General features: G+C 38.5%; 14 protein-coding genes. 7 read left to right on the top strand and 7 right to left on the bottom strand.

Annotated elements, in window-relative coordinates:
- The first annotated feature begins 198 nt into the window (after positions 1-198).
- Together PL9214_RS18725 and PL9214_RS18730 are read left to right on the top strand one after the other, a co-directional pair.
- On the top strand, positions 199-573 hold the full coding sequence (locus PL9214_RS18725) for a response regulator (RefSeq protein WP_072720287.1): 375 nt from the start codon (positions 199-201) through the stop codon (positions 571-573).
- Between the two features lie 100 nt (positions 574-673).
- The gene (locus PL9214_RS18730; RefSeq protein ID WP_072720288.1) at positions 674-1,126 is read left to right on the top strand and encodes a hypothetical protein; all 453 of its coding nucleotides are present in this window, start codon (positions 674-676) and stop codon (positions 1,124-1,126) included.
- Positions 1,127-1,145: 19 nt separating this feature from the next.
- Here the strand turns inward: PL9214_RS18730 and crtD are convergent, their stop codons facing one another.
- From crtD to PL9214_RS18745, 3 genes are all read right to left on the bottom strand, one after another.
- On the bottom strand, positions 1,146-2,675 hold the full coding sequence (gene crtD / locus PL9214_RS18735; RefSeq protein ID WP_072720289.1) for a C-3',4' desaturase CrtD: 1,530 nt from the start codon (positions 2,673-2,675) through the stop codon (positions 1,146-1,148).
- A 221-nt stretch (positions 2,676-2,896) separates the two neighbouring features.
- Positions 2,897-3,805, bottom strand: coding sequence for a formylglycine-generating enzyme family protein (locus tag PL9214_RS18740; RefSeq protein WP_245824288.1), 909 nt, complete (start codon positions 3,803-3,805; stop codon positions 2,897-2,899).
- Between the two features lie 13 nt (positions 3,806-3,818).
- Complete coding sequence (locus PL9214_RS18745; protein ID WP_222425192.1) at positions 3,819-5,045, bottom strand: RNA-guided endonuclease InsQ/TnpB family protein; 1,227 nt, start codon at positions 5,043-5,045, stop codon at positions 3,819-3,821.
- Positions 5,046-5,080: 35 nt separating this feature from the next.
- Between PL9214_RS18745 and tnpA the strand changes: the two genes are divergently transcribed.
- Positions 5,081-5,479, top strand: a complete 399-nt coding sequence (tnpA, locus tag PL9214_RS18750) for an IS200/IS605 family transposase (protein WP_072717176.1) — start codon at positions 5,081-5,083, stop codon at positions 5,477-5,479.
- Between the two features lie 66 nt (positions 5,480-5,545).
- Here tnpA and PL9214_RS18755 read toward each other — a convergent pair whose 3' ends face one another.
- The 3 genes from PL9214_RS18755 to PL9214_RS18765 are packed head-to-tail and all read right to left on the bottom strand — an operon-like array spanning position 5,546 to position 9,705.
- On the bottom strand, positions 5,546-7,597 hold the full coding sequence (locus tag PL9214_RS18755) for a hypothetical protein (RefSeq protein ID WP_072720291.1): 2,052 nt from the start codon (positions 7,595-7,597) through the stop codon (positions 5,546-5,548).
- Positions 7,590-8,510 carry an AAA family ATPase gene (locus tag PL9214_RS18760; RefSeq protein WP_072720292.1) on the bottom strand — a complete coding sequence of 307 codons (921 nt, stop codon included), beginning with the start codon at positions 8,508-8,510 and terminating at the stop codon, positions 7,590-7,592. The genes PL9214_RS18755 and PL9214_RS18760 overlap by 8 nt, the downstream gene beginning before the upstream one ends.
- 10 nt (positions 8,511-8,520) lie before the next feature.
- A complete protein-coding gene (locus PL9214_RS18765; protein WP_139295110.1) occupies positions 8,521-9,705 on the bottom strand; it encodes a hypothetical protein in 1,185 nt (394 codons plus the stop codon).
- Positions 9,706-9,978: 273 nt separating this feature from the next.
- Here PL9214_RS18765 and PL9214_RS18770 point away from each other — a divergent pair, with 273 nt between their 5' ends.
- From PL9214_RS18770 to PL9214_RS18780, 3 genes are all read left to right on the top strand, one after another.
- Positions 9,979-10,518, top strand: coding sequence for a hypothetical protein (locus PL9214_RS18770; protein WP_072720294.1), 540 nt, complete (start codon positions 9,979-9,981; stop codon positions 10,516-10,518).
- Positions 10,519-10,589: 71 nt separating this feature from the next.
- Complete coding sequence (locus PL9214_RS18775; RefSeq protein ID WP_072720295.1) at positions 10,590-11,087, top strand: hypothetical protein; 498 nt, start codon at positions 10,590-10,592, stop codon at positions 11,085-11,087.
- A gap of 12 nt (positions 11,088-11,099) precedes the next feature.
- Positions 11,100-11,363 carry a hypothetical protein gene (locus PL9214_RS18780; RefSeq protein WP_072720296.1) on the top strand — a complete coding sequence of 88 codons (264 nt, stop codon included), beginning with the start codon at positions 11,100-11,102 and terminating at the stop codon, positions 11,361-11,363.
- Between the two features lie 142 nt (positions 11,364-11,505).
- Here PL9214_RS18780 and PL9214_RS18785 read toward each other — a convergent pair whose 3' ends face one another.
- Positions 11,506-13,017, bottom strand: a complete 1,512-nt coding sequence (locus PL9214_RS18785) for a CPBP family intramembrane glutamic endopeptidase (protein WP_072720297.1) — start codon at positions 13,015-13,017, stop codon at positions 11,506-11,508.
- A 145-nt stretch (positions 13,018-13,162) separates the two neighbouring features.
- On the opposite strand from PL9214_RS18785, the gene PL9214_RS18790 reads away from it, so the two are divergent.
- The gene (locus tag PL9214_RS18790; protein ID WP_072720298.1) at positions 13,163-14,521 is read left to right on the top strand and encodes a histidine phosphatase family protein; all 1,359 of its coding nucleotides are present in this window, start codon (positions 13,163-13,165) and stop codon (positions 14,519-14,521) included.
- The last annotated feature ends 59 nt before the right edge of the window (positions 14,522-14,580 follow it).

Below are 14,580 nucleotides of genomic sequence, written 5' to 3' on the forward strand. Positions count from 1 at the left end.
AGCTATCAGTTGACAGTTATCAGTTGACAGTTATCAATTATCAATTATCAATTATCAATTATCAATTATCAATTATCAATTATCAATTATCAATTATCAATTATCAAAGTAAATATTTAATTTTTATTAAATTCATAAAAAATTCATAAATTTTTTGTAGATAGAAGATAGATAAAATACCTAAACTAGGAAGGAATTATGTACAAAATATTAACTCTTGAAAACGATAAATTTCTGCTGGAAGTTTTATCGGAATGGCTTATGGAAATGGGTTTTTATACCGTAAAAGCTCATACAATTCAAGAAGGTTATGAACGGCTAAAAGAAGAAGATCCTGATCTCATTTTATGTAGTTACACCCTTCCTGATGGGAATGGATTGGAATTGCTCAAAAAAATTCGCAGTGATTTTAAGGATGAAAAAATGCCGTTTATTTTAACCACTGGATATGAATTAAAAACCACCGATAAATGGCAAACTAATTACTTACCCAATGCAATTTTATACAAACCATTCTGGCCGGAAATGTTGTTAGAAACTTTGCATTGTTATTTGCCGGATAAACCAAGATAAAGCTAGTTTATGCCTTTATTAAAGTTTGCTAAATTGCCAGATTAATCTTAGATGTAAATCATTAGCGTTATTCTTGAGTCCCTAATTAATCATCAAAACTATGTATTCCTACTCACAAGATTTTGAAATGACGATTAATATTGCTATTGCGTTACTGAAAGATCAGAACGTCAATAACCTTTCTATTCTGAAAAATTTTCTCAGCTTTATTCCTAATCCCAATCATATTAAACAAGTCTTGATCAAGGCTGTTCAAGCCGTCGTTAATACCTGTCCTCAAACAACTCTTTGGTTATTACAGCATCCCCACTGTTTAGAACCAGAAGTTAATGTTAGGGACGTGATTCATCAAGAAATCTCTAACAAACTTCTGTTTTTAGGATTAACCTTAGAAGATTTTACATTTGATTCCGAAGGTTATCTCGTCCTTGTTGATTCTTTAAAAGCAGAGTTATTAAAGTCTTCTAAATTTCCCCTTCCGAATGAAGATATCACGCTGATTCTTACCGTTCTCCGTCACTCAGATTTAGACCAGAAAGAGCATCAAGAATAAAAAACTATCGCCATTTTATCTAAAATATCGAAGCTTCAATTTGTCGAACAACGGTTAAAGCGGAATAAGAAACCCCTGCGGTTCCCTCACCCGGATGGGTAGAATCTCCCACTAACCAAAGGTGTTTAATGGGGGTACGATTCGCTAATCCAAACGGCCCAAAGGTGGAAAGTCGTTGACCCACTCCCCCAACCACTCCTTGATCACGAGCAGTATAGCGTTCAAAGGTGCGAGGGGTGGCGGCTTCTTGGTAAATAATTGTTTCTGGGGTTAAGTCAAAGTAAGACCTTAAACGGTTAATGGCGGTGTCTGTATACTGTTGTTTTAATTGTTGATAATCTGAACACTGCCACCATTGTTGAGTATCGGTAAAACTAGAAGCAATAATTGTGGCTTGTCCTTCAGGTGCTCGTCCGTCTCCGGGGTGGCTGACTGACACAAATAAAGAATTATTTTCGCCAATAACGCCTTGATAATCATAGAGAAATTGTAAATGGGGAGGACAATTAGCCGGAATCGCTTGTTGTTGCACTCCTAAATAAATCACAAATGCGCCAGATGCCGGAGGTAATTTTTCAATTCGTCGTTGATATAAAGGGAATGAAATCGATAAGGTCGGGCGGGATTTTTCAGGTTTTTCATCTAACAATTGAATTAAATTTTGTACCGTGACATTAGCAACAATTTGATCTGCTGTTTCTCGCCAAACTTCTCCGGTTTTTTGATTTCTAATTTTAACAGCTACGGCTTGACCGTTTTCTGTTTCAATTCCTTCAACGGTATGCCGCATTAAGAGTTTACCGCCATCTCGTTCTAAAGCTTCAACTAAGCGATCGCTTAACACCTGCATACTGCCTTGAAGATGGGATAATCCTTGAGGTTCCTGAGACACCCCTAACGCCGTTGCTGCGTACAATAAAGCCGTTTCTTCCGTATCAACTTGAGAATATAATTTCAGTTGTAAATCTAAAAAGGTTTTGAGGCGAAGATTGTCCTGTAAATTATACAACCGTAACGCATCAGCCACCGTCATCAAGGCAAAGGGTAAGGTGATTAAGGTATCGGGACGCACCGCTTGTATTAACTGTCCCAAATCCCATAAATTCCGAGGCGGTAACACGGGGTCACGGCTTTGAAACCGCCAACTCGCCTCAAATAACGTCGCCATTAACTGCCAAAACGGTTCACTCCCCGGAAATTGTCGTTGTCGTTCCTGTTGCCATTTTTGCGGGGCTCGCCACACTTGGATGGGTTCGGTTTCTCCGGGTAAAAACACCGCACAAGCGGGATCACAGGGAGTTGCGGCGGGCAATTCTATTCCTAACTCCGTGAAAATGCGGTGATGAATGCCACCCGGTTCGAGACCTGCTACCTGAGTCGCCCCGACATCAAAGGTAAACCCCCGACGTTGAAAAGTGGAAGCACATCCCCCCGGTACGATGGCTTGGTCTAAGATTAAAACGGAATATCCCCGATAAGCTAATAACGCCCCGGCGGTTAATCCCCCAATTCCCGCCCCGATCACAATCACCCGTCGTCCTGTGTTCACCCGTCCTGATCCTCAATGGCTTAACAGTTCTTAATATAGAGTAATCAAGAAACCGGGTTTTTATCCAGATTTTGATGCTGAGTATTAACTTAACTCAAAAACCCGGTTTCTGAAAGTTACAAAACTTAATATCGTTTTTGAAAAAAAATTTTAAAGCTCGCTTCGCTCGCTAAGGGTAAAAAAAAGAAGGGTAAAGGGCAAAAGAGCTAAAGAGCAAAGGGCTAAAGAGTCCACGCAGGCGGGAGGGAAACAACACGAAATCCGAAGTACCTGTTCCGACTGTCCGGCCCGAGCCTGTTACGATAGGCACCGCGGCAATACCAGGGATTGTCGTACCACGAACCTCCGCGTATCACCCGGTTTTGATTGCTGCTTAATAATTTGGTTAAATTTTCAACGTTATAAATTTGATAACGATTATCATTATTATTCTGTTCATCCCAAACTTCTCCTTGTGTTGGAGCTCCTTCATAGTTGCCATGCCAAGGATCGGCGCACCATTCCCAGACATTGCCATGGAGATCATATAATCCAAAGGCATTAGGCGGAAATTCACCGACCGGGGTAGTTTCCTCTCGATATTTCCCTTTCGGTTCATCTGCATAGGTGTAGTTGCCATCATAATTGGCTAAATCACTGGTTATCGTTTCCCCAAAGTAAAACGGGGTGGTAGTTCCAGCACGACAAGCATATTCCCATTGGGCTTCTGATGGTAAACAATAGGGGCGTCCGGTGTGTTGGAGTAGTCGGGTACAAAATTCTACCGCATCGTACCATTGAACATTTTCTACAGGTCGGTTATCCCCTTTGAAGTCAGAAGGGTCTGGTTTGAGATCTCGTTGAATTTTCGGCCAGTTCGCAACGACTTTCCATTGCGCTTGGGTGATGGGATATTTGGCCATGAAAAAGGGGGGGACTGTAACTCGATGCTGAGGGCGTTCATAATCGTAGCTGCCTTTTTCCGTTTTCAGTGAACCCATGAGGAATGTCCCCCCAGGAATATAAACCATGTCTAAAGTGACTCCATCCCCCAGGTCTTCGATGAAGTATCGCGCTTGTTTGGTTTCCCGTTTGATGATTTCACCCTTTTTGTTAACAGTAACGGTTTCAAAGGAGAAGGTTATTGACACTCCCACCCCTGCGCTACGCTAAAGGGGTGGGATTCTCGTATCTAGTCCAGTCAAGCAGAGACAGTTGAATATACTCTTGTTTGACTGTATTCACCGAGTTCAGGGGTGTGCCAAGCACCCCATCAGTTAAACCGGATGAATCCATTACAGAAGCATCTCTCTGTAGGTCTAACTGACAAGAAAAACCGTCCCATTGAGCTAGGTTTTTCGCAGCATTCAAATCAGAGTTATGGTAGTGACCATTAGGGCAATTGAAATCATGTCGATTTCTTTTACCAATAAAACCACAGGTTGAACAGGATTTGGAAGTGTATGGCGCAGGTCTTTTAATTAATTTCAATCCTTTAAGAGCCAACTTATAATTAAGTTTCTGTTCCAAAGAATAATAAGACCAATTATGTCGAGATTCACCGGAATCAGAACGAGATTTTTGGCTCTGTTTCATTGTGCTTCGACATCCTTCTAAATCCTCAATAACAACATCAGCATTATGGTATTCGGCAAAACGAACAATTCGACGGCTGATTGTATGATTGATTGCATCCATCCATCGTCGTTCTTTTTTGTCCCATTTCTTTAATGCTCGAAACTTTTTAGCTTCTTGAAGTTGTTTTCTTCGTTGTTGAAAATAACGTCTCCGATGCTTAACGCTTTGACCATTAAAGAACTTACCAAAACCCTGTTTAGGTGCAACTACCGCTAAATTATTCTGTCCTCGGTCACATCCTAATCTTTTCTCCGTCTTAACTTCTGGAACATCCTCAGTAATTGACAGATAGGCATACCACTTATTTCGATGTTTAATTAATTTAAAAGAACCCCCTTGAATTGTTCCCTCTAACAATCCGTCTAAAACAGGTTGCCAATGGGGAGATGCAACTTCAATGGGAATTCTTTTTTCACCTTTAAGGGTTGGAAAACTAATTGAATAAGTATTCCCTTTTAGGGTTAACTTCCAGTTTTGGTTGTTAACTTCCACAGGAAGAACTTTATATTGTTTGGTTTTACGACCTGTGGGTGATGTGGTATGTCGGATTACTTGGTTAACAAGGGCAGATTTTAACTCGGACATAATTTTAGCTGTTGTCATTTTACGCCGTTCTTTAATCGGCAATGACAACAGCTTGTTGGCAACCCGTGTGTTTTCTGCCGTCATTTGCTCAAACACCTGAGCTTTACAACGGTTGAGATCCACGAATTTCAATTTAATCGTCCGAGTTATTTTTGTCATGTCATCCATGATAACATAAGGTTGATGAATCGTGTGTATCGACAATGACAGAAAATCAATATAGAAGAAAAAACACATCAGTTAGTCTGATCAACTATCATTTTGTCTTTTGCCCAAAAAGGAGGAAAAGGGTGTTGGTTAACGGAGTGAGCAGAAGATTAGAGGAAATTATCTACCAAAAAGCAAAAGAGCTAGAATGTGATGTCCTAGCTCTGGAGATAATGCCTGATCATGTGCATTTATTTATTAGTTGTCACCCTTTGATTGCTCCACATCAAATTATGTTCAGAATCAAAGGGGCATCATCAAGAATATTAAGAAAAGAATTTCCTCATTTACTTAAACTACCTTCTTTGTGGAGTCGAAGCTATTATTGTGGGACGGCTGGTTCTGTTTCTAGTGAAACTATCAAAAAGTATATTGCTAACCAAAACTCTCACTAGCCTTCACTCCGCCTAAAGGCGGGTATTCTACATCCCACGCTTGAAAGACGTGGGCTTTGAATACGGTTATTGTAAATTTTCAGGAAGATCGACATCGGGTTCTGGTGTCGGAAGTTCGGGAACCGGTAACGAAATTCCCTCAACCACAATAGGAGCTTGACGATTCAATTCCCTAGCCACTTCTAGCTTTTCTTGTGAGTTACTTTGGTTATATTTTTTGATACTTCGACCATAAGTTAACAAGGGTTCAAAACCATTATCAATCAGGGGTTCTGCCAAGGACTCGACAACCGAAATCAACCACATTTGTTCCGTTTTATTTTCATAAGCTGCTGACAAAGCTTGAGCAATTTCTTGAGCAGCAGGTTGAGGGTTTCGTGCATAACTGAGTGCTAACCACCGTTGAGATTTTGCTAAATCTTGCTGAATGGGGTTAAGACTAGGTTGCAGCTTTTTTTCGACATAAGTTAAGAGAAAATCTGATAACTGATAAAAGCGTTCTATGCGAAAATGCTCATCGTTTTTTAACTGCATGAGTAACTCATTCCTGACTTCTGGATCTATTCGATATAAGCCATCATCAACAGATTTACATAAACTCGAAAGCAATAAATTAGCAACCGCTTCCCAAGGAATATCTAAGGGATTATTTTGGCAATCTAATGTAAAATTTTTCCATAAGCAGTAAGCCAAATCAGGGGTTAAAGTTAAAGGGAAAGCAGCGTGATAAGCAAAATAGAGATGGGATTGACCATAGGTTTCATAAAAATATTTTATCCTTGTTTTTGTAATATTTTCATTGGGATCAACTCTGGATGATTTTAGTTCTTTTCTGTTTGCTTGAATAGCTATATGTTTATGTTGATATCTCTTAACTTTTTCTCCCCTGAGTACCCGAATAGCATCTTGTAACCCTTGATAACTTAACTCAAACATAGGGACAATATTAGCTATTTTTTCTGCAAGTGTTCCCCACCATTGATATTCAGGTAATGGGTTTAACCAAACGATTTGACGCACTCGTGGTTGTTGATTTTGACCTTCTTGAACGATAGAAGCATCTACACCTGTAAAGTCAGATAAAGCAATACCAGGAACCAATTGATGTAAAAATGTTTGAATTTCTGCTAGTTGTTGACGGTTTTTACTTCTTCGTCCTGCACCTGCATCACTAATAATCAAAACCACCGTTTTTTGAGGATTGAGTTGAGACACTATCGCGCTAATTCGTTCACCTTGGCGATGATAAGGATCTCGATAAAGGTGCTCATTAGGATATTGCTCAAAATAGTAAAGATTAATTTTACTAAGATTTTTTCCTGGTAGTAATGTTTCTTGCAAGCGTTCAGTTAATGCTTCAAAGGGAATCATTGCACCGCGATGATCAATTAAAAGTAATAATTGAATTTGATTAACTCGCTTGGGCTGTAGAACAGGTTCTAAATAAACTCCTTGGCGAATAATTTGATCAACAGTCGCTTCTAAATTTAATTCTTCTGGTCTTCCTTCTCGTTTCAGTTGTCGTAAATTTCGCCAAGTTTTTTTCATTTGTTGACGACTAACGGGTAAATAATCGGAAACTTTAAAATAATGGGTTTTAACCGCAGCAACAACTTGAACTTCATCTTCAATGTCTAAAATTGCTGTTATCGGAAGTTCTGTTAAATTAGCGGATACTGGAACTGAATTTTCAGCTATTTCTCGATTAGCTAATTGTTGAATATCATTTTCCTTACTACAATCTATATTTTGGTGTTGATCAAAAGATTCAAGAATAGATTCTGCGGGTAAACGCTGTGGTTGTTCAATTGGGGTTATATGAGTTGGGGATGAAATTTCAACAGCAGATAAAGGGGAATCTGAAACCTTGCCAGAAATTCGTTTCACGCTTTGGTTTTTCCAATCTAAAATCAGGGAGTCAAAGCAATCATTAAAAATCCGTTGTTGTTCGTCAGACTTAACCCACAGGGTTTGACATAAACGTTTTAAAGCCGATAAATTCTCGACACCAAACCCACGTTTTAAAGATTCTATTAGTAATTGATATTCATCTATTCCTAAAGAAAACCCCGCTTCACGAAGTTGAGAAAATAATTCATAGAGAGGAAGTTCACTCATCTAATTCACCTCTTTCTAATAGATAATTCTGATGATCTTCCCAATTCTTGAGCAGAACACTAGAAAAGGGTAATCCACCCTTATTTAATTCTTGAATGACTTGATCTTTATCATAGCGTTTTAAAACTGTAAACCAGTCAATTAGTTCACTGGTGCTAACTTTTTTTCCGCTCATTTCCTCTCGTAGAGTTTCAAATCGTTCAATTACAGTTTTCACTAAATTCTGATCTAGCACATCATCAAAGCGACTTTCTAAAATTTTTTCCAGTTGGTCTGGGTCAGGAAATTCAAGAAAATAAACTAGACAACGCCTTAAAAACGCATCGGATAAATCCCGTTCATCATTACTAGCAAGAAAAATAATAGGGGAATATTTAGCTTGAATAGTTTCTCCTATTTCTTCAATCACAAATTGTTTTTTTTCCAAAAGTTCCAAGAGATCATTCGGAAAATCTAAATCAGCTTTATCAATTTCATCTAACAAAACAACTGCCCTTTTTTCAGTTTCAAAAGCCTGCTTAAAAATCCCTGGTATGATATAGTTAGAAGGCTCATCTAATTGTTTAATTTTTTCCTCTGAAAGCTGATTAAGTTGAGCTAAATTAGCATCTCTAAGTTGTTTAATTCCTTCATATCGATAGCATAAATCTGAAGCTCGACTGGTAGATTTAATCGTGCGCTCAAAATAGGGTAAATCTAATTCATAAGCAACCGTCGCAGCTAAACAACTTTTCCCGCATCCCGGTTCACCTTTTAATAGTAAAGGTCGATCTAATTCCATCGCTAAATTAACAGCCTCTATTAACCCTTTTTTAGCAATATAGGGATAAACCTTTTTGTCAGCGTACTCCACAGGTTTTTCGGGTTTTCTTCCTGTGTAATGATAGCGAGCATCGAAAATAGCATATTCCATACGTTTTACCTCATTTTAAGATTGAATAAGACTCAAGTATTGACTGATCATACTGGCATAAATCACTATAAATATACATTAAAACAGCTTCAGGAACTCCCTGATTTGTTTTAGATAAAATCTCTTGAGCCGTTTTCCGAGGATTAACTGTTAACTGTCGAGGAAGATAATCAGTTTCTTGCTTTAGCCAAGGAATTAAATCATCTTCTGGACAAATGGGTTTAGGTTCTGGTAATTGTATCGGCTCTGTTATTGACCAATTTTCATTAATATTGCTGACCCAATTTTGACACCAATTTTTAATTTCAGGTTCATCAGCTAATAAAAAAACTAGGAGCTTATTACAAGAATTAGGCTGTGCTTGTTGTGAAAACAATCGATTACATAAGGGAACCCAAAATTGATCAATAAATTCTTGAGGATATTCTAAGCTATTTGCTTGTAAATCCGTAAAAATCAAAACAATATTGTTATATTGAAGCTGTTCTTTTAAAGCCTTAATAATCCTAAGTTGATTTTCTTCTAATAATTGTTTCCTATTAAATTGTATTCCGATTTTTTCACTTAGCCATTTCCATAGTTTTTTTGAATCAGATATATAGGAGCTAAAAGAACAGGTATAAAACATTCTTTTAGAATATTTTGGTTTAGTCATCAATCTTCTCATAATCCATTCTTGACCATGCTTTTTTTTGCCATAAACTAATAAACAAGCAGCAGGTTTATTCTGTTGTTCCCAATCCGCAAAAATACCGGAAGACTTTCTAAAATCAAGTCGTAGAAGCGATTGATAAACTTGTTCTGCTTGTTCATCCTCCTGATTTGAGCCTATATGTTCTGTCAGATATTGCTGAAACTCAGGACTTGCATATTGAGTTTGTAGCCACTCCGAAAATAAAGTTTCTCTTTCATCTCTTTGTGTTTCACAGAATTTAGGTAAGTCCTGTTCTTGCTTGTCTTTATTTATTTCACCAACTGATTTACAAATTCTTTTATAAATATTAAGAGTAGTTCTATTACAGACTTTTTTTAATCTATTGTTTACTTCTGTATCCTTTAAAATTTTACCATCACAACTTAAATATTTTGCTTTTAAAATTTCTCTATGCAAAAGAGTTAAAGTTAAATCATATTTTTTGTTTTTATATTTTTCTTGTAACCAGTCAAAAAAAATATCTGGATGAAGGACTCTCATATTGGGTTGACAACTTAGGTTAGACACACAGGAATGAATTTGACAAGTAACTGGAAAAATTTTCCGCTCTTTTCCTCAACAGTGGAAAGTTTTTCCAATTTATAGAGGATATCAAAAGCCCGTTGTACATTGTGTTTAAAGGTTGAGACATTAGCAAAACCGAGTTAGTTTCCTGAACCTCACCGAACCTCGAAAATTCGATAGCACAACGGTTTACCTCTCTGTAGGAAAGCCGTTGATCACTAATTGACCAACGACCAAACAAATTTACTTATGTCTAGTTTAACAGCATCAGAGATTCGATTTCAATCGATTTTCTCTTTCTTTGCAAGGGCAAAATCTAGTCCCAACTATCGGAAACGGTTGGCTATTCACTATCTGAAGTGCAAGGGTGATACCCTCAACCGTCGTGATCAAAAAGGATTCAGTGAATGGATACATCACTTGTTTTTACAAGTACCATTTCCGGTCGAATATATTGCGGGACAACCGTATCAATCGGCTGCTGAAATGACTGAAGATGTGCGTCTAACAGGGGTGTTAAAGATTAGCACTGATTTCAATGATCCGGTTGTTTTGTCTCGTGAAGATAACCTTTTGTATCGGGCGATTCATGACAGTCATCATATCTTAGGCGGGTGGGATTTTTCTTGGGAGGGAGAGTTAGCAGCTTGTCAATATTTCTGCTCTCTGACTAACAATCGATTATATCACAGAATTCTGTTTTCCGAGTTGATTTTACAGGCAGCAGCTTATCTTTATTTGGGGGATTTCCCTCAAGAACAAAAACTCGTTTTAACCTTGCCCTATTAAACCAAAATCCGTAGGGGCGAGGCACGCCTCGCCCCTACACAAGCTATCGGTAAACTGAATTAGGAGGACGGATGACACTGCAACACATTCAACAGATTATGCTAGAAATGGCACAAGATGATTCCACCTTAAAAACAGCATTTGAACAATTAAATCAAAATGCGATCGCCTTTCCCCAAAACTCCGTTATTGTTCCCCCGATTTTAGAGATTATCCAGTCTTCATCCCCTAATATTGGCTGTTGCGAATCCTGTATTGCTATCCCTTTTCCTCAACAGTATTCTAATCAAATTCAAGGGTTATCAAGGGATGTTGCGGATAGTTTAGGCGGTGCAACAGTCTTACCCCATTTTCTGGGATGGTGGAAAAACCAAAACGGTGAAATTATCCCTGATCAATTGGTTGTGATCAAGTCTTTTACTCAAGTTAAAAAATTAGTGAATAACTGGGAAAAACTCTTAGCTAGTATTCACTATTGGGGGAAAATGTGCCAACAAGAAGAGATCGCTATTGAACTCAGTGTTTTTGCATTAGGAAGTGTTTTGTTATTGATTTCTATTGAAAGTTAAACAGGAGGTTTTATGGAATGTCGCAAAAATCGTAAAGGTGAAAAAATGTGTCATATTGTTACCCATCCTGATAAAAATTGGGAAAGCTTTTGCACAGAATGTAATAAACGCTTTATCAAAAAAGATGATGGTTGGGATTTTGATGGGGTTTGGGGGGTGATTTGTGTTCTATTTATTCTCCTGTTCGTTTTAATGTTAGTAGGTTGCGAAAAACCCGCTAAATCTGTTAACGAACTCCCAAACAACTTCTCAACAATTTTAGGAAAAAGGAAATAAACTTGGTGCTATAACATTTTATTGTTGGGGTTGGGTCTTCCAACCCCGTTTGCGTCTGGGTTAGGAGACCTAACCCCTACAGGGATTGCTATATATTTTTATATAGCAAAAGTTAAGTTTTTTGCAAGCTATAGAATGGCTTCTAACTTCCCCCACTTCCGAGAATATACAAACTCAACAAAGTGCCACTATTCCATAGACCGTGCATGAACATAGAGGCTAATAAATTGCGCGATCGCGTATACACAAACCCTAGCACAATTCCTAACGTCATTAACGGTAAAACTTCCGAAATATTTAAGTGGGCTGCGGCGAATAAAAACCCACTTAAAATAATCGCACTTCCTAGGGGTAAATAACGAGTTAAGGACGGTAATAAAAATCCTCGAAACATAATTTCTTCAAAGATTGGGGCGGCGATGGAGGCGGTAATAAAAAAGATCGTTAACGCCACACTATCGCGACTTTCTAATGCAATCGGTAATAACGGATTACTGCCCCCCTGTCCATCCCAAAGTTTCTGATTAATTAAAGAAACTAAAATCACCAACGGTAAAGCGACGAAATACCCCCCTAAACCCCAAAGAAACCAATTTCCTTTAAAGTTTAGGGTAAACCAGCCTTCGGGCAACGGAAAATAGGGTTTAATTGAAAAATACAAAACCGAAAATCCTCCTATCATTAATAATAGATAGGTGATTAAAATATAAACCGCTTGAGTCCTAATTTCAAAACTACTGGGTTGAATATTTAACTCTTGGAAAATCGCTCTTAAAGTTAGAGGAATGAACAGTTGACCGAGTAAGGCAAATCCCACCACAAAAACTTGTAAAATTGTTTCTCCATTCCAAGGAATTAACCAAGCAACATCCATATTTGTTGCGAGGATAGAAGACTTACCTTTGAGGAGGGTTTGAATGCCTAAAGCAATAGCTAATAAAAGCCCAATAACTAATCCCATCCCTGGAATTGCACTCACAATTATTAACTTAACAACTGCTTGTTCTGCCCGTTGTTGTTCTTGGGTTTCTAAAGCCACTAATGCTTCTGGACGCTGTTGTAAGGTATAGAGCTTAACTAAAGCTTGATAACGAAACCAACCGTCTAACTGTTTTTGTAAAATTGGTTCAGCATCGGGTAATAATCGGGCTGGAGTTTTCCATAATCCCGTTAATACTTGTGCTGTCATTTTTTCAGTCGGAGAAACGAGAAATTCACTATCTTGAGGTTCGATTAAATCCTTCCAGGTTTTTAAGGCTTTATCGGGTTGACCTAACTGAGTTTGTAAGATGCCAATTTGCAATTGTAAATCCTGATTCAGTTGTTGTAATTGTTTTAAAGAATCCGGTGCAATTGAAGTTTCATTAGCTTGAACTTTGGCTAAACTTTTTTCAGCAGATTCTTGTACCTGTTGATATTGCTTATAAGCTTCCTCTACAGGAGTTTTGCCAATTAAATTATCCTTCAATGTCATTAAACTTTCCTCTTGCGTTCCCTGGCCTTGCCATTGGGAGGCATGAAGCAGTAAATTGGTTTGATATAATTCCAAACGGCTTTGAATTTGCGGTTGAGTCCAACTATCAAGTAAAGATAAACTCAAAAAGCTAACCGCTACTACTGTTAAAATTGCTAAAATCCAGCGTTTCAGTGTCATGAGTTCCAAGCGTGAGGGTAAAACATTACCGAGTTTGAGCTAGAAACACAATATTTTAACTGATGCTGTCCTAAACAAGGTACAATGGCATCTGGCTTAAATTCGGCTCAACTCTAGTTTAAAAGTCCAACTCCTCAATTAAAAAATGACGACCCGTGTAATTCTTGTCCGTCATGGTCAAAGTACCTATAATGCCCAACGTCGAATTCAAGGTCGCTTGGACGACTCTGTTTTAACAGAAAAAGGTTCTGTGGCGGCGCAAAAAGTGGGTGATGCCTTGACTGGTTTGACGTTCGATGCCTTGTATTGCAGTCCCCTGCAACGGGCCAAACAAACGGCTGAAATTATTGTAACGCGCCTGTCAAACCCACCTCAACTTCAGCCGCATGATTTGTTGATGGAAATTGATTTACCATTGTGGGCGGGGATGGAACGTCAAGTGGTTCTCGAACAGTTCCCCGATGAATATCAAGCTTGGCAAGAATGTCCCCATGAGTTTTCGATGCGGGTTCCAACACCGGAAGGGGAAAAACAACATTTTCCGGTAATCGCATTATTTGAACAAGCCAAACAATTTTGGCGCGAAATTTTAAGCCGTCATCAAAATCAAACGGTTTTATTAGTAGCTCATAATGGAATTAATCGCTGTTTAATTGCGACAGCTTTGGGCATTGAACCCCAATTTTACCAAGCTTTGCAACAATCTAATTGTGGCATTAGTATTTTGAATTTTACTAATGTTATCCCCGGAGAATTACCGAAACCTGCGGATGTCCAATTAGAGTCCATGAACCTAACCACTCATGTCGGCCATAAATTGCCTTCGGTGCGCCCCGGACATCAAGGGCCACGATTATTATTAGTGCGTCATGGGGAAACGGAATGGAACCGCATGGGGCAATTTCAAGGGCAAATTGATGTGCCGTTAAATGATAATGGTCGAGAACAAGGTCGCAAAGCCGCAGAATTTTTAAAAGACATTAAGATTGATTTTGCCGTAACAAGTCCGATGGCACGTCCGAAAGAAACCGCCGAGATTATTTTGCAAGAACATCCAGGGATAGAATTACAATTAGAACCGGAATTTTGCGAAATTAGTCACGGGTTATGGGAAGGTAAATTCGAGACGGAAATCGAACAGCTTTACCCTGGATTATTACAGGAATGGAAAATAGCACCCCAAACGGTTCAAATGCCGGAAGGGGAGAATTTACAACAGGTTTGGCAACGGTCTTTAGTGGCTTGGAAAAAAATTGTTGAAACGTATAATCATCAACCTGTAACAATATTAGTGGTTGCCCATGATGCCATTAATAAAGCCCTTTTGTGTCAGTTATTTAATTTACCACCGGAGCATTTTTGGAATTTTAAACAAGGGAATGGTGCGGTGACAGTGATTGATTATCCTCACGGAATTGAGGGTTTACCTGTATTACAAGCTGCTAATATTACAAGCCATTTATCCGGTAGTATTCTCGATAAAACTGTGGCTGGAGCGTTATAGTTATCAGTGTAGAGACGCGCCATGGCACGTCTGTACCAGTTATCAGTTATCAGTTATCG

The organism is Planktothrix tepida PCC 9214, from assembly GCF_900009145.1.
GTDB lineage: Bacteria > Cyanobacteriota > Cyanobacteriia > Cyanobacteriales > Microcoleaceae > Planktothrix > Planktothrix tepida.